At 64.9% G+C, this 18,041-nt stretch carries 13 protein-coding genes; 1 reads left to right on the top strand and 12 read right to left on the bottom strand.

What is annotated here, in order from left to right:
- Positions 1 to 25 precede the first annotated feature (25 nt).
- From GYA95_RS21615 to GYA95_RS21640, 6 genes are all read right to left on the bottom strand, one after another.
- Positions 26 to 1,759, bottom strand: coding sequence for a C13 family peptidase (locus GYA95_RS21615; RefSeq protein WP_043936054.1), 1,734 nt, complete (start codon positions 1,757 to 1,759; stop codon positions 26 to 28).
- A gap of 348 nt (positions 1,760 to 2,107) precedes the next feature.
- Positions 2,108 to 3,172, bottom strand: a complete 1,065-nt coding sequence (locus tag GYA95_RS21620) for a 2,3-butanediol dehydrogenase (protein WP_224765940.1) — start codon at positions 3,170 to 3,172, stop codon at positions 2,108 to 2,110.
- Between the two features lie 52 nt (positions 3,173 to 3,224).
- The gene (locus GYA95_RS21625; protein ID WP_015268809.1) at positions 3,225 to 4,331 is read right to left on the bottom strand and encodes an acetoin dehydrogenase dihydrolipoyllysine-residue acetyltransferase subunit; all 1,107 of its coding nucleotides are present in this window, start codon (positions 4,329 to 4,331) and stop codon (positions 3,225 to 3,227) included.
- On the bottom strand, positions 4,328 to 5,350 hold the full coding sequence (locus GYA95_RS21630; protein ID WP_013970705.1) for an alpha-ketoacid dehydrogenase subunit beta: 1,023 nt from the start codon (positions 5,348 to 5,350) through the stop codon (positions 4,328 to 4,330). The genes GYA95_RS21625 and GYA95_RS21630 overlap by 4 nt, the downstream gene beginning before the upstream one ends.
- Positions 5,351 to 5,383: 33 nt before the next feature.
- A complete protein-coding gene (locus tag GYA95_RS21635) occupies positions 5,384 to 6,361 on the bottom strand; it encodes a thiamine pyrophosphate-dependent dehydrogenase E1 component subunit alpha (protein WP_015268810.1) in 978 nt (325 codons plus the stop codon).
- Between the two features lie 22 nt (positions 6,362 to 6,383).
- Entirely contained in the window at positions 6,384 to 7,439 is a 1,056-nt protein-coding gene (locus GYA95_RS21640; protein WP_015268811.1) for an ATP-NAD kinase family protein, read from the bottom strand.
- 282 nt (positions 7,440 to 7,721) lie between these two features.
- Between GYA95_RS21640 and GYA95_RS21645 the strand changes: the two genes are divergently transcribed.
- The gene (locus GYA95_RS21645) at positions 7,722 to 9,575 is read left to right on the top strand and encodes a sigma-54-dependent Fis family transcriptional regulator (RefSeq protein ID WP_015268812.1); all 1,854 of its coding nucleotides are present in this window, start codon (positions 7,722 to 7,724) and stop codon (positions 9,573 to 9,575) included.
- 174 nt (positions 9,576 to 9,749) lie between these two features.
- Here GYA95_RS21645 and accC read toward each other — a convergent pair whose 3' ends face one another.
- From accC to GYA95_RS21675, 6 genes are all read right to left on the bottom strand, one after another.
- Positions 9,750 to 11,105 (bottom strand): acetyl-CoA carboxylase biotin carboxylase subunit, encoded by a 1,356-nt coding sequence (gene accC, locus GYA95_RS21650; RefSeq protein WP_003257054.1) that lies wholly within the window; start codon positions 11,103 to 11,105, stop codon positions 9,750 to 9,752.
- A 17-nt stretch (positions 11,106 to 11,122) separates the two neighbouring features.
- Positions 11,123 to 11,584: an acetyl-CoA carboxylase biotin carboxyl carrier protein gene (accB, locus tag GYA95_RS21655; RefSeq protein ID WP_015268813.1), complete on the bottom strand. Its 462-nt coding sequence runs from the start codon at positions 11,582 to 11,584 to the stop codon at positions 11,123 to 11,125.
- 100 nt (positions 11,585 to 11,684) lie between these two features.
- Positions 11,685 to 12,140, bottom strand: a complete 456-nt coding sequence (gene aroQ, locus GYA95_RS21660) for a type II 3-dehydroquinate dehydratase (protein ID WP_003255330.1) — start codon at positions 12,138 to 12,140, stop codon at positions 11,685 to 11,687.
- Positions 12,141 to 12,319: 179 nt separating this feature from the next.
- Positions 12,320 to 14,092, bottom strand: coding sequence for a protein-disulfide reductase DsbD (locus GYA95_RS21665; protein WP_015268814.1), 1,773 nt, complete (start codon positions 14,090 to 14,092; stop codon positions 12,320 to 12,322).
- A gap of 201 nt (positions 14,093 to 14,293) precedes the next feature.
- The gene (locus GYA95_RS21670) at positions 14,294 to 16,255 is read right to left on the bottom strand and encodes a methyl-accepting chemotaxis protein (RefSeq protein ID WP_137164940.1); all 1,962 of its coding nucleotides are present in this window, start codon (positions 16,253 to 16,255) and stop codon (positions 14,294 to 14,296) included.
- A 228-nt stretch (positions 16,256 to 16,483) separates the two neighbouring features.
- The gene (locus tag GYA95_RS21675; protein ID WP_015268816.1) at positions 16,484 to 17,842 is read right to left on the bottom strand and encodes a diguanylate cyclase; all 1,359 of its coding nucleotides are present in this window, start codon (positions 17,840 to 17,842) and stop codon (positions 16,484 to 16,486) included.
- Positions 17,843 to 18,041: the final 199 nt, after the last annotated feature.

Genomic DNA, 18,041 nt, shown 5'->3' on the forward strand with positions numbered 1-18,041 from the left:
TGTCTCTCCCTTGTTACACACAAGCTTAGTGGCTGCGTGGCGTTTCCGCCTGTTCCCCCACGTTGGCCTGTGCGGCGTTACGCAATGCTTCTTCGGCCTGTTGCCGGCGCAGGTGCTGCCAGTGCTCAAGCACGTTCGGCGGCGCCCACAGCTGCGGTTCGGAGGCCTCGAAACCTTCCCTTTGTTCTCTTTCGGCAACGCTGGCGCGCGCCAGTTCAAACGCCTGTTTCAGGTCGTCGGTCTGGTTCAGCGCTTCGGCGAACAGGGCATCGCCGAAATAGGTGAAATCGGCTTCTTCCGAGCAACCGAAAGACACGCGGTCGGCCCGGGCGGCGGTCATGATCAGCGTGCGCTCATCTTTGAGCGGCGTGATGTAGCCCCCTGAATAGCAGGCGGATATGACAATCACCTTGTCGCGGTTCTTCAGCGGTGCCAGCGCGCTCGCCAGCTCGTCGGCAGACAGATCGGCCAACTGCAGGCGCGGTTGGTCGAGTACCAGCTGATGGTCCTGGCTGCCATGACTGGTGAGATAGATGAACACCAGGTCTTCGGGGCCGCTGCGCTCGGCCAGGGTACGGGCGGCGCGGGTCAGGTTTTCGCGTGTGGCCATGGCTCGGGTGGTCATGTGGTCGCGGTGGTTGACCAGGGTCACCTGGCCACTGGCGCCAAAGCGCACCTTGAGCATGTTGCTGACATAGTCGGCTTCACGCATGAACACGCTCTGCTGGCCATCGCCGGCCACCACCAGGCTGTATAGCTGAACTGGTGGCGCCGAGCGCGGTACCCGGGCCAGCGCTTCATCCAGCAAACGGCCCTGGTTGAGCAGCGTCAGGTCCAGCGGGTCGGGCAACAGCTTGCCGTTCTGGTCCCGTACGCGCACGCCGTTGCTCCAGGTGCCACTTTCGACCTTGCCGTTGGCCAGGATCAGCCGGCCCTGGCCGTGGTAGGCATCGTTGAGAAAGCCACCGATGTACTTGCTGCCGTCGGCCAGTTGCAGGCTGCCCTGGCCCGACAGGCGCCAGTCGGCGAAGGTGCCTTTGTAGTGGCTGCCATCGCTGCCCAGCAGTTCGCCTTCGCCAACCAGCGAGCCGTCCTTGAATTCGCCGATCCACACATCACCATCGGCATTTTCGTAGCGGCCACGGCCTTCCAGGCGGTTGTCCTTGAACTCGCCGATGTACTGCTCGCCGTCAACGCTGTCGTAGGTGCCGCTGCCTTCCAGCTGGCCATTGATGAAGTGGCCGCTGAACTGGTTGCCGCTGGCATCGCTGCGCACCCCAGCGCCGTTGGGCTTGCCCTTGGCGAACAGGCCCTGGTAGCGGCTGCCGTCGGCCAGTTCCAGCTCGCCGGCGCCTTCGTACAGGTCGTCCTTGAACTGGCCGCGGTAGGTCTGGTCGGCTTGCTTGAGGGTGCCTTCGCCGTCGCGGCGGCCGTGGCTGAAGGTGCCGGCATAGTGGCTACCCGGGGTAGTCAGCTCGCCCAGCCCCTGGAACAGCCCTGCGGCGAACTGGCCGCGGTACACCTCGCCGTTGCGGCCGTGCCATTCGCCCTGACCGTGCCATTGGCCGTCCTTGAAGGTACCGGCGTACCAGCTGCCGTTGGGGTAGTCGATCCGGCCCTCGCCTTGCAGCAGGCCATCGACCACCTGCCCCCGGTACCGCCCACCGTCAGGCAGGCGCGCGTCCGGCGGGAGCAGCGATTCGCCATCGCCGCAGGCGGCGAGCAGCAGGACCAGGGTGACGGGGAGCAGTGAACGCATGGCGAGAACCGGGCAATAGGTCTGCCGAGTATGACGCAGAATGGGGTCCTGAAACAGCGAACGCATGTGCTGGCGCAGCTCTCGAGCCTGCACTGCATTGAAAAGCTGGCACGGAACCTGTGGCAGCGGGCGTGCCCGAGAACACCGGCGAAGCCGGTGCCATGTACCGTGTGGTCTTCTTCGCGGGTGAACCCGCTCCCACAGGTATTGCGGTGACCTTCAGCTTTGCGCAATACCTGTGGGAGCGGCTTTAGCCGCGAACACCGGCGAAGCCGGTGCCATCCACCGAGTTGCCTGATTCGCGGGCACGCCCGCTCCCACAGGTTCCGTGTTGCCTTTGAGGTGCAATCAGCGCACGCCCGGCGAAACGATGATCTTCACGTTCTCCTCCTTGTTGTTGACCAACTCCTCGAAGCCCAGCTCGACAATCTGCTCCAGCCCGATCCGCCCGGTCACCAGCGGGCGAATGTCCAGCCTGCCGTCAGCGATGAAGGCAATCACATCGGCAAACTCGCCGTTGTACGCCAACGCGCCCAGCACCTGCTTTTCGGTGGACACCAGTTCGAAGAAGTTGAACTCGCTAGGCTCCTCGAATATCCCCACCAACACGCACTTGCCCGCCTTGCGGATGGTGTCGATGGCCAGCTTGGCCGTGTGTTTGTTGCCGATGCATTCAAAACTCACATCCGCGCCCAGCCCGGCAGTGAGCTTGCGGATTTCCACCAGGGCGTCGCACTGGCTGGGGTCCAGCACTACGCTGGCGCCAACCTCTCTAGCCTTGGCCTTGCGCGCCGAGGACATTTCCAGGGCGATCACCTGCGCCGCGCCTGCCGCCTTGGCACACATGATGGTGCACAAACCAATAGTGCCGGCTCCAACTACCACCACCGTCTGGCCAAGCAGGCTGCCGGCCTTCTTTACCGCATGCATGCCCACCGCCAGCGGTTCGATCAGCGCCCCGGCCTCTGCCGGGAAACCCTGCGGCAGCAGGTACAGCAGGTTGGCGGGCACGTTGACCAGTTCGGCAAAGGCGCCGTTGTTCATCAGGCCGGTGAAGGCCAGGCGCTCGCAGATGTTGTACAGGCCGTGGGTGCAGTAGTAGCAGGTGCCGCAATGCTGGCAGGCGTCCGCAGCCACCGGGTCACCGACGGCAAAACCTTCCACGCCTTCACCCAGCTTGGCGATCTGGCCGCAGAACTCGTGGCCGAGGATGCACTGGCCCTGGATGCCGGTCAGCGGGTGCGGTGCCTCCACCGGGATGAATACCGGGCCAGCGACGTATTCGTGCAGGTCGGAGCCGCAGATGCCGCACCAGTCCACCTTGATCTGCACCCAGCCGGGCGCAGGGTCGGCCGGCAGGGGCACCTGTTCGACGCGAATATCATTGCGGCCATGCCAGACGGCGGCGCGCATGTGGGTGTGGCTCAGGTCGTTCATTGTTGTTCTCCAGGCTCACGGAAAGGGCTTAGTGCTTGCGCAGGAACGCGAGCAGTTGCTGGTTGACCTGTTCGGCCGCCTCCATTTGCACCATGTGGCCAGCCTCGGGCAGCACCAGCACTTCAGCCTCCAGCCCTTCGGCATGGCTGGCCGGGATGATCGCGTCCTTGCCGCCCCACACCACCAGGGCCGGGTGTTGTCCCAGCACCCCGCGCAGGTCGTGGCGCTGCCGGTCGCCGTCAGCGATGGCCGATGCCAACAGGCGCAACGCGTCGTCCACGCCTTCCAGTCGCTTGAACTTGAGCATGTCCTCCAGCATCTGCCGCGTTACCAGTGCGGGGTCGGCAAACAGCTGTACCATCTGCGGTTTGAGGGCATTGCGGTTGGCGGCAGCGACGAAGCCTTGCAGGTACTGTCCGTTGATCTCCTCGCCCAGCCCGGCACTGGCCACCAGGCTCAGGCTGGCCACCCGTTGCGGCGCCAGGCGCGCCACGTTCAGGCTGACCGCGCCGCCCATGGAGTGGCCGGCCAGGTGGGCCTTGGCGATGTCCAGGTGGTCGAGCAGGGCCAGTACGGTTTCGCTCAACTCATCCAGGTCGCCCCGTTGCAGGGCCTTGGCCGACTCGCCATGGCCCGGCAGGTCGAGGGCGATTACCCGTCGCTCGGCAGACAGCGCCGGGTGGTTGAACAGCCAGTTGTTGAGGTCGCCACCAAAACCGTGCACCAGCACCAGCGGCGTGCCGCCTTCACCGAGCTCGAACCAGCGCAACTGCCGGCCAGCCACTTCAGCCTTCTGTGGCGCTGGCCCTTGGGCCTGGTCGGCGCCCCCCTCGGCGACGAACTCGGCCTGGAAGCGCTGCACCACGGCATCGATTTCGGCTTCTTCGGCTTCGCCTTCCACCACCACCGCCAGCAGGGCACCGACCGGCAGGGTTTCATCAGGCCTGGCCACCTGGCGGCGCAACACACCGCTGAACGGGGCTTCGACGCTGCTGCTGATCTTGTCGGTCTCGACGTCCAGCACCTCGTCGCCCTTGTTGATTTCGTCACCTTCCTGCTTCAGCCAGGTATCCACCCGGCCCTCGGTCATCGACAGGCCCCACTTGGGCATGGTCAGGGTATGGATCTGGCTCATGCGGCACTCCTTGCGGCTTCGATCACTTTGCGTACCGCAGCCTCGATCTTCGCCGCGTCAGGGATGTACAGGTCTTCCAGTGCATCGGAGAACGGCACAGGAGTATGCGGGGCGGTGACCATTTCGATCGGGCCCTTGAGCGCGCCGAAGGCCTTCTGTGCCACCAGCGCGCTGATGTCGGTGGCCATGGAGCAACGCGGGTTGGCTTCGTCGATCACCACCAGGCGGCCGGTCTTTTCCACGCTTTCCAGGATGCTGTCCTCATCCAGCGGGCTGGTGGTGCGCAGGTCCAGCACTTCGCAGTCGATACCCTGGCGGGCCAGGTTGTTGGCGGCCTCCAGCGCCACATGCACCATGCGGCCATAGGTGACCAGGGTCACGTCGTCGCCATCACGCAGGAAGTTGGCCTCACCGAACGGTACGGTGTACACCTCTTCCGGCACCTCTCCCTGCATGCTGTAGAGCAGCTTGTGCTCGCAGAAGATCACCGGGTCGTTGTCGCGGATCGCCTGTATCAACAGGCCCTTGGCATCGTACGGCGAGGACGGGCAGACCACCTTCAGGCCGGGAATGTGCGTCCACAGCGAGGTGAGCATCTGCGAGTGCTGGGCCGCCGCGCGCAGGCCGGCGCCGTACATGGTGCGCATCACCAGCGGGGTTACCGCCTTGCCGCCGAACATGTAGCGGAACTTGGCGGCCTGGTTGAGGATCTGGTCCAGGCAGCAGCCGGCGAAGTCGACGAACATCAGCTCGCACACCGGGCGCAGGCCCTGGGTGGCAGCACCGACGGCAGCGCCGACGTAGCCGATTTCCGACAGCGGTGCGTCGAGCACGCGCCCCGGGAACTGATGGTAAAGGCCCTTGGTCACGCCCAGCACGCCCCCCCAGGCGTCATCCTCGCCGGGGGCACCGGCGCCGCCGGCAACGTCTTCGCCAATGATGAATACAGTGTTGTCGCGGCGCATTTCCTGGGCCAGGGCTTCGTTGATGGCCTGCTGGTAGCTGATCTTTCTTGCCATGGTGATTCTCCTGTTGTTCTTGTAATCCGCGGCTCAGGGGTAGGCGACGTAGACGTCGGTGAGCAGGTCGGCGGGCTGTGGCTTGGGATCGGACTTGGCGCGGCGCACGGCGTCTTCGATCAGGTCCTCGACGCGGGCGTCGATGGCGTCCAGTTGCGCAGCCGTGAGCAGGCCGGCGCGGGTGGTCTTGTTGCGGAACTGCATGAGGCAGTCGCGGGATTCGCGCAGGTTCTTCACTTCGTCCGGGGCGCGGTAGGTTTGTGCATCGCCTTCGAAATGGCCGTAGTAGCGGCTGAGCTTGACCTCGATCAGCGACGGGCCTTGCCCGGAACGCGCACGTTCGATGGCAGCGCCGGCGGCCTCGTACACGGCAAAGAAGTCGAAACCGTCGATGGTGACACCGGGCATGCCGAACCCGGCCGCGCGATCGGCGATATGGTCGCAGGCAACCGACCAGGTCGAGGCGGTGGCTTCGGCGTAGCCGTTGTTCTCGGCCACGAAGATGCACGGCAGGTTCATGATCGAGGCCATGTTCATGGCTTCGAACACGGCGCCTTCGTTGGAGGCGCCATCGCCGAAGAAGGCCACCGATACATCGTCGCGGCCTTTGATCTTGGCCGCCAGCGCCGCCCCGGCCACCAGCGGAGCGCCGGCACCGACGATGCCGTTGGCGCCGAGCATGCCTTTTTCCAGGTCGGCGATGTGCATCGAACCGCCTTTGCCGCCGCACACGCCGGTCTTCTTGCCGTAGATCTCGGCCATCATGCCGTATACGTCCACACCCTTGGCGATGCAGTGGCCGTGGCCGCGGTGGGTCGAGGCGATACAGTCGCTATCGCGCAGGTGGGCCATGACTCCGGCGGCGGAAGCCTCCTCGCCGGCATACAGGTGCACGAAGCCAGGGATCTCGCCGGTGGCGAACTCGACGTGCAGGCGTTCTTCGAAGGCACGGATAGTGCGCATCACTTCATAGGCATGCAGCAGTTGTTCGGTACTGAGTTGATTGGACATCTTGTTGTTCTCCGGGGTTGTCTCAACACGGGTTTGCAGGGTGCAGCCGATGGCCACGGGGCACGGCCAGCAAGTGATGGCGGGCGGCGTGCGCCAGTACGGCCTCGACGTCCACGCTCAATGGGCCTTGGTGGTCGAGGGTGATGGTGGGGCTGTCATGCTCGGCGAATTCGATTTCGCGCTCGCCGTCCAGCGCCAGGGTGCCGCTGGCCAGGCTCAGGCGATGGGCTACGCCGGGCGTCAGGGCGCCGCTGGCGGTGATGCCGCAGCCTTGCAGCAGGCCGGGTGCCAGTGGTGCGAGCAGCGCTTGTTCAGCACCGGGGTTCAGGCGTACCCAGGCACCGTGCGGGTCCTGGCGCGAGACCGGGCACCACAGGCCGCACAGGGCCGAGAGGCCGATGGCATGGGGTTCGGCGAAACACGCGAAGACTTCGCAAAGGTCTTCGCTGCGGCTCAGTGCCCGAGCGCCGATGAAGCGCTGAGGCGACACCGCCACCTCCACCAGTGCCCATTCGGCAAGCTGTTGTTCGGGCACCTTCACCAGCAGGCGCTTGTTGCGGCGCAGGCCGATGCTGGCTGGTACCCGTCCGCTGGCAAGCAGGCCGCCGGCCAGGCCGGCGCTGGTGGCCTCGCGCAGTTCGGGGAAGGCATTGTTGGTGCCGGTGGACAAGGTCAGCAGCGGCACGTCCCCGGCCTCGGCAGCGACTGCCTTGTGGGTGCCGTCGCCGCCAAGCACGGCGATCATCGCCACACCGCGCTCGACCATTTGGCGGGTGGCCAGGCGGGTATCGGCAACAGTCTGGGTCAGCGGCAGGTCGAGGATTTCGATGGCCGGCCAGTGCTGGTCATGGGCGACCGGGCCCTGGCTGGCCTTGAGCACGGCAGCGGCGATGCCGGTCATGTCGCTGGGCAGCAGCACCTGGCCGATGCCGGTAGCACCGAAGGCAGCGAGCAGGCGCTGGATCGCCGATGCCTTGTCGGTACTCGAATAGAGCCCGGCATTGGCAGTCAGGCGGCGCAGGTCGCGGCCGGAGGCAGGGTTGGCAATGATGCCGACAGTTGGGGCGGGTAGCGGCATGGCGCACCTCGTTTCTTGTTTGCCAGTGCCGGAGCAAGCGCGGTGCCAGTTTTCCTTGGGTTGGCTGAAATCGCCGGGGCAGAGCGGTTTCGTTGCGCTCTGGCCGGAAACTATGGCCGGGCTGGCGAGACGCCGGGTGCCAGCCGAGGTATGGCATGGCCGAGACGCTGAGACGCTGCGTCTCAAGCCGGCCGGTAATCACGCAGTGCTTGTCGGGGCATGCCTGGAAGCGCTTAATGGCCGGACAACGATAAAAACAGCAACGAGAACCGGAGGGCCTGAATGCTTGCCGCGAACTCCCGAGCCCATGTCGACTGCGTCAGCAGGGTGCTGAAGAATGCCGACCGCCTGCCGCAGGCGCCGGTGCCACCGCTGATTCTCGATTCATGGCGCCGTTCCATGGAGCTGTACCGCCTCGACCCCGGGTCCCAGCAGGGGCCGCGCATTCTGTCCCAAAGCCTGCTCAACGAGTGCCGTGAGCGCGCCGAACTGTTCCTGCGTATCGCCAGCGATGCCGTGGCCCGCCTGCATGAGCGGGTGCGCGGTGCCGACTACTGCGTGCTGCTCACCGACGCCTTGGGGCGCACCATCGATTACCGGGTCGAGTCGGCCATCCGCAACGACTGCCGCAAGGCCGGGCTGTACCTGGGCACCTGCTGGTCGGAGGGCGAGGAGGGCACCTGCGGCGTGGCGGCGGTGTTGACCAGCAAGGCGCCGGTCACGGTGCACAAGCGCGACCACTTCCGCGCTGCGTTCATTGGCCTGACCTGTACGGCGGCACCGGTCTTCGACCCGCTGGGCGAGTTGCTGGGCGTGGTGGATGTCTCGGCCTTGCAGTCGCCGGACGACCGCCGCAGCCAGCACCTGATCCGCCAATTGGTCGAGCAGACTGCGCGCGAGATCGAAAATGCCTTCTTCATGCACAGTGCCCAGGGCCATTGGGTAATGCGTGCCCATGGCACGCCTGGCTATGTGGAAAGCCAGCCCGACTACCTGCTGGCCTGGGATGGCGATGGCCGCCTGCAGGCGATCAACAGCCTGGCGCGCCAGCGCCTGGTGGAGCATCTGGGGCGTTTGCCCGAGCACATTGGCGAGCTGTTCGACATGGATCAGTTGCGCCGCGTGAACGCATCGTCCGCTCAACGCCTGCCGGGCCTGGGTGGGTTGTACGGCCGGGTCAGCGCACCCCGCCAGCGCCAGCGTGCGCAGCCGTTGCGCCAGGCCCAGGACGCCCGTATCGAGCAGCATCTGCGCCTGGCCACGCGGGTCAAGGACTGCAATCTGGCGGTGCTTGTGCAAGGCGAGACGGGGGCTGGCAAAGAGGTGTTCGCCCGCCAGCTGCATCAGCAAAGCCTGCGTCGCGATGGCCCGTTCGTCACCCTGAACTGCGCGGCCATCCCGGAAAGCCTGATCGAGAGCGAGCTGTTCGGCTATGTGGCCGGGGCCTTCACCGGGGCTTCCAGCAAAGGTATGCAGGGGCTGTTGCAGCAGGCCGATGGCGGCACGCTGTTCCTCGACGAAATCGGTGACATGCCGCTGAACCTGCAAACCCGGTTGCTGCGCGTGCTGGCGGAGGGTGAAGTGGCGCCGCTGGGCGCGGCGCGGCGGGAGCGGGTGGATATCCAGGTGATTTGCGCGACCCACCGCGATTTGGCGGCGATGGTGGAGGATGGGCGTTTTCGCGAGGATCTTTACTTCCGCCTGGCCAATGCCCGCTTCGAATTGCCGCCGCTGCGCGAGCGTGAGGACCGCTTGGGGTTGATTCACCAGTTGCTGGTCGAGGAGGCCGAGGCCTGCGGGGTCGAGGTGGTGTTGGCGGATGATGCGCTGCAGGCGCTGCTGGTCTATCGCTGGCCGGGGAACTTGCGCCAGCTGCGGCAGGTGTTGCGCTATGCCTGTGCGGTGAGTGAGGGCGGGCAGGTGCAGATGCAGGACCTGCCGCAGGAGGTGCGCGGTGAGGTAGTCGCATCGGCTGAAAGCAGCATGTCCTGTCCGGCCCGGCAGTTGCTGCTGGATGCGCTGATCCGCCATCGCTGGAAGCCGGCCGATGCGGCGCGGGCTCTGGGGATATCGCGGGCAACTTTGTACCGGCGGGTGCATGAGCACCACATCGAGATGCCGCGGATGAAGGGGTAGGACCCGGGGGCTGCTTTGCAGCCCAATCGCCGGCAAGCCAGCTCCCACCTCGACCGCATAGACCTCAAGCCGTGTGCAATCCCTGTGGGAGCTGGCTTGCCGGCGATGAGGCCCTGACAGGCAATAAAAAACCCCGGAACAAGTCCGGGGTTTTCAGTACATCACACTACGCGATCACTCCTGGCTGGCCAGTTTGTGCTCGAGGTAGTGAATGTTGACGCCGCCTTTGCAGAAACCTTCATCACGCACCAGGTCGCGGTGCAGCGGGATGTTGGTCTTGATGCCGTCGACGACGATCTCGTCCAGGGCATTGCGCATGCGCGCCATGGCTTCGTCGCGGTCCTTGCCGTAGGTGATCAGCTTGCCGATCAGCGAGTCGTAGTTCGGCGGAACCGAGTAACCGCTGTACAGGTGCGAATCAACACGCACGCCGTTGCCACCCGGGGCGTGGAAGTGCTTCACCTTGCCTGGGCTCGGGATGAACTTCTTCGGGTCTTCGGCGTTGATACGGCATTCCAGCGCATGGCCACGGATGACCACGTCTTCCTGGCGGAACGACAGCTTGTTGCCAGCGGCGATGCTCAGCATCTCCTTGACGATGTCGATACCGGTCACCATCTCCGACACCGGGTGCTCAACCTGCACGCGGGTGTTCATCTCGATGAAGTAGAAGCGGCCGTTCTCGTACAGGAACTCGAAAGTACCCGCACCACGGTAGCCGATCTCGATGCACGCATCGACGCAGCGCTTGAACACTTCCTGACGGGCTTTCTCGTCGATGCCCGGGGCTGGCGCTTCTTCCAGTACCTTCTGGTGACGGCGCTGCAGCGAGCAGTCACGGTCGCCCAGGTGAATGGCGTTGCCCTGGCCGTCGGACAGTACCTGGACTTCCACGTGGCGTGGGTTGGTCAGGAACTTCTCCAGGTAGACCATCGGGTTGCCGAAGGCTGCACCGGCTTCGGTACGGGTGAGCTTGGCCGAGGAAATCAGGTCCTCTTCCTTGTGCACCACGCGCATGCCGCGACCACCACCGCCACCGGCGGCCTTGATGATCACTGGGTAGCCGACGTCACGAGCAATCGCCAGGGCGACTTCTTCATCTTCCGGCAGCGGGCCATCGGAGCCCGGCACAGTCGGTACGCCCGACTTGATCATCGCGTCCTTGGCCGAAACCTTGTCGCCCATCAGGCGAATGGTGTCGGCTTTCGGGCCGATGAAGGCGAAACCGGATTTTTCCACCTGCTCGGCGAAATCGGCGTTTTCCGCCAGGAAGCCGTAGCCCGGGTGGATCGCGGTGGCGCCGGTCACTTCGGCGGCAGCGATGATCGCCGGGATATGCAGGTAGGAATCCTTGGACGATGCAGGGCCGATGCAGACCGACTCGTCTGCCAGGCCCAGGTGCATCAGTTCACGGTCGGCGGTGGAGTGCACGGCGACTGTCTTGATACCCAGCTCTTTGCAGGCACGCAGGATCCGCAGGGCAATTTCCCCGCGGTTGGCGATCAGGACTTTTTCGAGCTTCCCAGACATCGTTGGCTCTCCGCGATTCAAACGACGGTGAACAGCGGCTGGTCGAACTCAACCGGCTGGCCGTCTTCTACCAGGATGGCGTCGATGACACCGCCAACATCGGCTTCGATGTGGTTCATCATCTTCATGGCTTCGACGATGCACAGGGTGTCGCCTTTCTTCACGGTCTGGCCAACTTCAGCGAAGTTCGGCGAGGTCGGCGAAGGCTTGCGGTAGAAGGTACCTACCATCGGCGAGCGGATCACGGTGCCTTTCAGGGCCGGGGCGGCGGCAGCGGCTTCAGCGGCCGGAGCGGCAGCGGCGACCGGGGCAGCAACAGGAGCGGCGGCTACCGGAGCCGGTGCGAAGTACTGCTGGGCAGCCGGGGTCTTGCTGTGACGGCTGATACGGACCGACTCTTCGCCTTCCTTGATCTCCAGTTCGTCGATGCCAGACTCTTCCAGCAGCTCGATCAGTTTCTTGACTTTACGGATATCCATTAATCATCAACTCCCAAAGGTTCGGTCAGGGGGCGAAATACAAAAAAACGTATCTGAAACGTTTCTCTCGAACCCTGGCCCACTGAGGCCAGGGTTTTCATCATTTGGGCTGTGCGTTGGCAGCCAGTTGTTCCAGCGCGGACTCCAGGGCCAGGCGATAACCGCTGGCGCCCAGGCCGCAGATCACCCCTACTGCAACATCGGAAAAGTAGGAGTGGTGGCGGAACGGTTCGCGTTTGTGCACGTTGGACAGGTGCACTTCGATGAATGGGATGCTCACCGCAAGCAATGCGTCACGTAATGCGACGCTTGTGTGGGTGAAAGCAGCCGGATTGATCAGGATGAAGTCCACACCCTCGTTGCGTGCGGCGTGAATGCGGTCGATCAGTTCGTATTCGGCGTTGCTCTGCAGGTACTGCAGATGGTGGCCTGCGGCGCGGGCACGTTGCTCCAGGTCCTGGTTGATCTGGGCCAGGGTCACGGCGCCGTAGTGGCCAGGCTCGCGGGTACCGAGCAGGTTGAGGTTGGGGCCGTGAAGCACCAGTAGCGTTGCCATCTGCGGATTCCTTGGATTTGTAGGGCAATTCGACACAGCGCGGCGAGTGTGCCGTAAAGCGACGGCAAGTGTCCAGTTCCCGGCAATAGCCAGCACGATGTCCGAGGTTCGCGCGAAGTATGTGACCAAATAATTAAATTTGGTCACTGATTTCTGGATTTTTCACAGCTCGCGGGAAGTTATAGACCGACTTTACCGCGCACGCGTGTGAGAATTTGCGCAAATTCACTGGCATTTATCTCGCCAATGACCCGATCAGCGGTTATTTCGCTACCGTTCGCGGCAAAGAACAGCAGGGCGGGCGGGCCGAACAGCCGGTAGCGATCGAGCAGGCTGCGTTGTTCGGCATTGCTTTCGGTGATGTCAAAACGCAGCAGCTTGAAGCCGGCCAGTTGCGCTTGCACCTGCGGCGTGGTGAGCACCTCGCGTTCGATCACCTTGCAACTGATGCACCAGTCGGCGTACCAGTCCAAGAGCACCGGCTGGCCGGCTGCCTTGGCCTGGGCCAGGGCAGCGTCCAGTGCGGCGGGGGTAGTGATCGTCTGCCAGCTATCCGCCTGCACCGCGGGCCCGTTGCCGGTGGCCACAAGGGTTGCCGGCGGCAGCGGGCGCAGTGGGTCGCCGTGGCCGCTGAGGGCGCCGTACCAGCAGGCCAGGGCGTACACCAGCAGGGCCAGGCCGAGCAGTTGGGCCAGGCGCTGGCGCGCGGTCTTGACGACAAATTCGAGGGCACCGAGGAACAGCGCCACGCCGGCGGCGAGGAAACCGACCAGCAGCAAGGTCAGCGGGCCTGGCAGCACACGGCTGAGCAAACCGATGGCCAAGCCCAGCAGCAGGACGCCGATGGCGTTCTTCACCGTGTTCAGCCAAGGGCCGCTTTTCGGCAGCCAGGCCGCGCCACCGGTAGCCACCAGCAGCAATGGTGCGCCCATGCCCAGGCCTAGGGCGAACAGCTTGAGTGCGCCGCCCAGGGCATCGCCGCTGGCGCTGATGTACAGCAGCGCACCGGCCAGCGGCGCCGACACACAGGGCGAAACCAGCAGGCTGGAGAGTACGCCCAGTATTGCCGCGCCCAGCAGCGAGCCGCCCCGGGTGTGGCTGGCCACATTGTTCAGGCGGTTGCTCAGGGCTTGCGGCAGTTTCAGTTCGAACAGGCCGAACATGGCCAGGGCAAATACCACGAAAAACAGCGCGAAGGGCACCAGTACCCAGGCCGACTGCAGGCGCGCCTGCAGGTTCAGGCCGGCGCCGAACAACCCCATCAACGCACCGAGTACCGCGAAGCTGGCCGCCATCGGCAGCACATAGGCCAGCGACAACGCCAAACCGCGCAGGCCGCCAGCCTGGCCGCGCAGCACCACGCCGGAAAGGATCGGCAGCATCGGCAGCACGCAGGGGGTGAACGTCAGGCCGACCCCAGCGAGGAAGAACAGCAGCAGCGACTTCCAGGTCCAGGCGTGTTCACCGCCGGCCGGGGTGCTTTTGCCGCCTTCGCCATCGATGCTCAGACGTGCGGTTTCTGGCGGGTAGCACAGGCCTTTGTCGGCGCAGCCCTGGTAGCCCACCAGCAGGGTGAAGGCGCGCGGGTCATTGCGCGGGAGCTCGATATCGAGCACGCCGTGGTACACCTCGACATCGCCGAAGAACTCATCGTGCTTGGCCTCGCCCTTGGGGATGCTTGGTGTGCCCAGGGCAATGTCGGCCGGTTCGGTGCGGAACTGGAAACGGTGGCGATAGAGGTAGTAGCCGTCGGTTGCGACGAAGCGCAGCTTGATGGTTTGCGCATCGGCCTGGACCAGGCTGAGCTTGAACGCTTCGTGTACCGGCAGGAAGTCGGCGTTGTTGGCCAGCGAAGCTGCGCCGAGGGTGGCGCTGGGGCGGTTGTCGAGCAGGCCCGTGGCGAAGGCAGGGCTGGCCAGCAGCAGGAACAGCAGGAAAAACAGGCGGCGCATGGCGGACTCGCGAGGTGGAACGTGCTGGGCATGATAGCGGAGTTGGTGCGGGTTGGGGCCATGCTGGTGGCGGGGGCGACACATGGCCGCTGGCTCATGTGCTGCGGGTAAACCCGCACCCACCTCGTCCGCATAAACCTCAAGCCATGCGCTATCCCTGTGGGAGCGGGCATGCCCGCGAAGAGGCCGGTACATGCCAACCTAGACTCTGAAGGCCCGCACCGCCCGGTTCAGTTCACCACCCAGGCTCAGCAACTGCTCGCCTTGCTCGCGCCCCTCGCCAATGCGCTGCAGGTTGTCCTCACCCAGCTCATGAATCCGCTCGCTGTGGTCGCGAATCTCACTCACGGCACCACTCTGCTGCGCCGTGACATCGGCAATCCGCACCGCAGTGTCCGAAATGGTGCGAATGGCACAGACGATCTCGTCCAGCGCCCCGTCCGCCGCCTGGGCCTGGTTGGCCGTGGCCTCGGCATGCTCAAGCTGCGCACGCATCCCGGCCACCGAACTTCTGGCTGCCTGCTGCAAGCGGTCGATCAGTGCCTGAATCTCGCCGGTCGCCCCGGTGGTGCGCTGTGCCAGCGAACGCACCTCATCGGCCACCACGGCAAAACCACGGCCCATCTCACCGGCGCGGGCCGCTTCGATCGCGGCATTCAGCGCCAGCAGGTTGGTCTGCTCGGCAATCGAGCGGATCACCGTCAGGACGCCGCCGATGGTGGCCGACTCCTCCGCCAGTTGCTCGATCATGCGGGCGTTGCCCTGCACCTCGTCGACCAACTCACGCAAGCCCGACAGGCTCTGGCCGATCACCGCCTGGCCCTGCTCCACTGCACGCCCGGCATCGCGGCTGGCGTCAGCTGCGGCGCTGGCGTCGCCGGCCACTTGCTGGATGGTCGCTTCCAGTTCACCCAAGGCATCGCGGATCTGCCCGGTGTCGCCGGCCTGGCGTTCGGCGCCGTCATGCAGGGCGGCGCTCATGCCGGCCAGGGCGTGGCTGCTGCCAGCCACCTGCTCGGCGTTGTGGCGTATGGTGCCGACCAGCTCTACCAGATACTGACGCAGGCGGTTGAGCGATTCCTGGATGTCGCGCAGTTCGCGGTTGGTCCTCCCCAGGGCGATGGCCTCGGCGAAATCACCCTCGGCCCAGCGCGACAGGGCAGGGGCCAGGCCGGTCAGGGTGCGCGCCAGGCGGCGTTGCAAGGTGTCGATCAGCAGGGCGATAAGCAGGATCAGGCCGATCATAAGGCCCTGGATGATTCGCACTTCAGCGGCAATTTTCGCATGCTGGGCGCGTACCTCGGGCTCCAGCGCCGCAATGGCCTGTTGCACGGCCTCCAGGCGCTGGCCGGTGCTGGCGGCCAGGGCGACGCGGCGCTCGATCTGTTCGCGGGTGCGCTGCAGCTCGGCCGGGTAGCGGCCGAGCAGGCTCTGCAGTTCGCGCTTGAGGCCGACGGCAATGTCTTCCTGCTGGGCGCTGGCCTGGGTTTCCAGGCCCATCATCGCGGCGAAGTCGTCGGCACCGGATTCGGCGGTATGGGTTACGCCGAGCAAGGGCAAGGCATCGATCGCCTGGGCCTGGGCACGGATCAGCTGCAGCTCACGCTCCACTTCGTCGGCCAGCTCCGGGCGGCCGCTGCTGACCAGCTTGTCCCGGGCCAGCGACAGGCGACCGAGGTGCACGGTGGCGTCGAGCAGTGGCACCAGGTAGCGGTTTGCGTCGGCGTTGCCGCTGTCGCGGGCGTAGCCGGCCATCTGTTCGAAGTTGGCACCCAGTTCCCGCTCGGCCTGCAGCAGCAGGGCTTGCGGGTCGCCGGCCAGCTTGCCGGCGGCCAGCAGCTCCTCGGCGGTAAAGGCCTGCAGGCTGTCCAGGCTGGGGCGCAGTTTGTCGGCCAGTTCGCTGGGCCAGTCGGCCAGCGCGGCCTGCAACTGCTGGTTGGCCTCCATCGCCGCGGCATGGCGCAGGGCATCGCCGCTGCCCAGGTACGCCTGGATGTTGCGGGCCGCCTGGTTCTGGAACTGCTGGGACAGGCCCAGGTAGCGCTCCATCAGTTGGTAGGGGCGCTCCAGGGCCCGTTGCGACCACCACAAGGTGGCGCCCAGGGCGATACACACGGTTACCAGCAACAGGGTGTTGAAATTGGTCAGCCACTTCAGGCGCATAGCCGCGAGCTTCCTGCGGGGGAGGGAGAGGTCGGTGGCTGAAGTTATTGCGATTTTGTGACGGGGTGATGACGACAGGGGGTTGGCGCCATAAAAAAGTGGCACAGTGCCTCTATTGGTGGCCGCCTGCACTGGCCTCTTCGCAGCACAAGGCTGCTCCTACAGCGCGTGCGATACCTGTAGAAGCAGCCTTGTGCTGCGAAGAGGCCAGTGCAGGCTATAAGAAACTCAAGGCTCCACACGGACTACACAATTACGCCCGGCATGCTTGGCCCGATACAGCGCCTCGTCCGCCGCACTGGCCATGGTCAGCGCATCCAGCCCCTCATCCAACTGCACCACCCCTGCACTGAAGGTGCACTGCAAGTCCCGTGGCTGCGCCGGGTAGAGGATCTCGGCAAAGCGCCTGCGGATTTCGTCCAGAACCTTGTGCGCCGCGTCCAGTGCGGTATTGGGCATGACAATGGCGAACTCTTCACCGCCGTAACGGCCAATGAAATCGGTCTTGCGCAAGCGCTGCTTGAGAAACAGCGCCAGGCTCTTGATCACCCGGTCGCCCATGGGGTGACCGTGGCGGTCGTTGATCTTCTTGAAGTGGTCGATGTCGAGCATGGCGAAGCACAACGGCAGCTGCTCGCGACGGGCGCGGAAGCTGCAGTCTTCCAGCAATTGCAGGATGTGGGTGTGGTTGTACAACCCGGTCAGGCTGTCGCGTACCATGCGCGCCTTCAGGTGCCGGGCGCGGGCGGCGCGGTTGCGCACGGTGGTGATCAGGTGGCGTGAGCGAAACGGCTTGGTCAGGAAGTCATCACCGCCTTCGCTCATGGCATCCAGCTGCTTGTCCAGGTCGTCCTCGGCAGACAGATAGATGATCGGCACACTCACATAACGGTCGCTGTGGCGGATCACCTTGGCCAGTTCGGGGCCGGTGCAGGCCGGCATGTACAGGTCGAGGATGATCAGGTCGGGCTGGAAGTCAGCCAGCTCGGCCATGGTGCGGATCGGGTCGGTCAGGCTGCGGGTGATCATGCCGGCGCTGGCCAGCACGCGCTCGGTGTACAGCGCCTGGGTGCGTGAGTCGTCGATGACCAGTACGCGCAACGGGTCGTGCTGGGTTGCATTGGTCAGCAGTTCGACCTTTTCCAACAGGCTGGAGGCTTCCAGGGTGCCGGTGAGGAAGTCCTGGCCACCGGCGCGCACGGCGGCCAGGCGGGTCGGGGTGTCGGTTTCGTGATGGCTGAAGAACAGCAGTGGTATATGTCGGGCCAGCCCCTGCTGCATCTGGGCAGCCAACAGCAGGCCTTGGCCGGCACCGTTGAAGTCGACATCCATGATGATGGCCGAGGGCGGGTATTCGCTGATCGAGGCCTGAAACGCCGCGGCGCTGGCAAGCGCCTGCACCACCAGGCCAAAGAATTCCAGTTGCTGGGCCAGGCGCTGGGCGCGTTCGTGGTCCTGCAGCAGGATGTACACCGGCTTGCGCAGGGGCGGCAGCAGCACCTGATCGAGCGGGTCGTCCTTGCGCAGGCCGCTACGCGTCAGCTGTTGGGCGGGGCACAGCGGGCTCGGCTCGGCTGCTTGGCTCATGTCCTGGCTACTTGTAGGTTGGGGTGTGCAGGGGCAATGATGGCTCTATGCTAGCAGTTCTTTTCAGGTGCGTGAGTGCCCTGTGTCAACAAAGCGGCCAGAACGAATATTCAGTTGCTGACCGATTGGTCGCTTATGCGTAAGGCGGTGTCTGCTTTATAGTGCTGCCACGCGGGCTTGCCGTGGCACCCTGGCGTAG

This window comes from Pseudomonas asiatica, from assembly GCF_009932335.1.
GTDB lineage: Bacteria > Pseudomonadota > Gammaproteobacteria > Pseudomonadales > Pseudomonadaceae > Aquipseudomonas > Aquipseudomonas asiatica.

What these genes read in the sequence shown, in the direction of transcription:
- GYA95_RS21615 (WP_043936054.1), bottom strand. Translation starts at nt 1,759, where the DNA reads ATGCGTTCACTGCTCCCCGTCACCCTGGTCCTGCTGCTCGCCGCCTGC.
- GYA95_RS21620 (WP_224765940.1), bottom strand. Translation starts at nt 3,172, where the DNA reads ATGCGCGCCGCCGTCTGGCATGGCCGCAATGATATTCGCGTCGAACAG.
- GYA95_RS21625 (WP_015268809.1), bottom strand. Translation starts at nt 4,331, where the DNA reads ATGAGCCAGATCCATACCCTGACCATGCCCAAGTGGGGCCTGTCGATG.
- GYA95_RS21630 (WP_013970705.1), bottom strand. Translation starts at nt 5,350, where the DNA reads ATGGCAAGAAAGATCAGCTACCAGCAGGCCATCAACGAAGCCCTGGCC.
- GYA95_RS21635 (WP_015268810.1), bottom strand. Translation starts at nt 6,361, where the DNA reads ATGTCCAATCAACTCAGTACCGAACAACTGCTGCATGCCTATGAAGTG.
- GYA95_RS21640 (WP_015268811.1), bottom strand. Translation starts at nt 7,439, where the DNA reads ATGCCGCTACCCGCCCCAACTGTCGGCATCATTGCCAACCCTGCCTCC.
- GYA95_RS21645 (WP_015268812.1), top strand. Translation starts at nt 7,722, where the DNA reads ATGCTTGCCGCGAACTCCCGAGCCCATGTCGACTGCGTCAGCAGGGTG.
- accC (WP_003257054.1), bottom strand. Translation starts at nt 11,105, where the DNA reads ATGTCTGGGAAGCTCGAAAAAGTCCTGATCGCCAACCGCGGGGAAATT.
- accB (WP_015268813.1), bottom strand. Translation starts at nt 11,584, where the DNA reads ATGGATATCCGTAAAGTCAAGAAACTGATCGAGCTGCTGGAAGAGTCT.
- aroQ (WP_003255330.1), bottom strand. Translation starts at nt 12,140, where the DNA reads ATGGCAACGCTACTGGTGCTTCACGGCCCCAACCTCAACCTGCTCGGT.
- GYA95_RS21665 (WP_015268814.1), bottom strand. Translation starts at nt 14,092, where the DNA reads ATGCGCCGCCTGTTTTTCCTGCTGTTCCTGCTGCTGGCCAGCCCTGCC.
- GYA95_RS21670 (WP_137164940.1), bottom strand. Translation starts at nt 16,255, where the DNA reads ATGCGCCTGAAGTGGCTGACCAATTTCAACACCCTGTTGCTGGTAACC.
- GYA95_RS21675 (WP_015268816.1), bottom strand. Translation starts at nt 17,842, where the DNA reads ATGAGCCAAGCAGCCGAGCCGAGCCCGCTGTGCCCCGCCCAACAGCTG.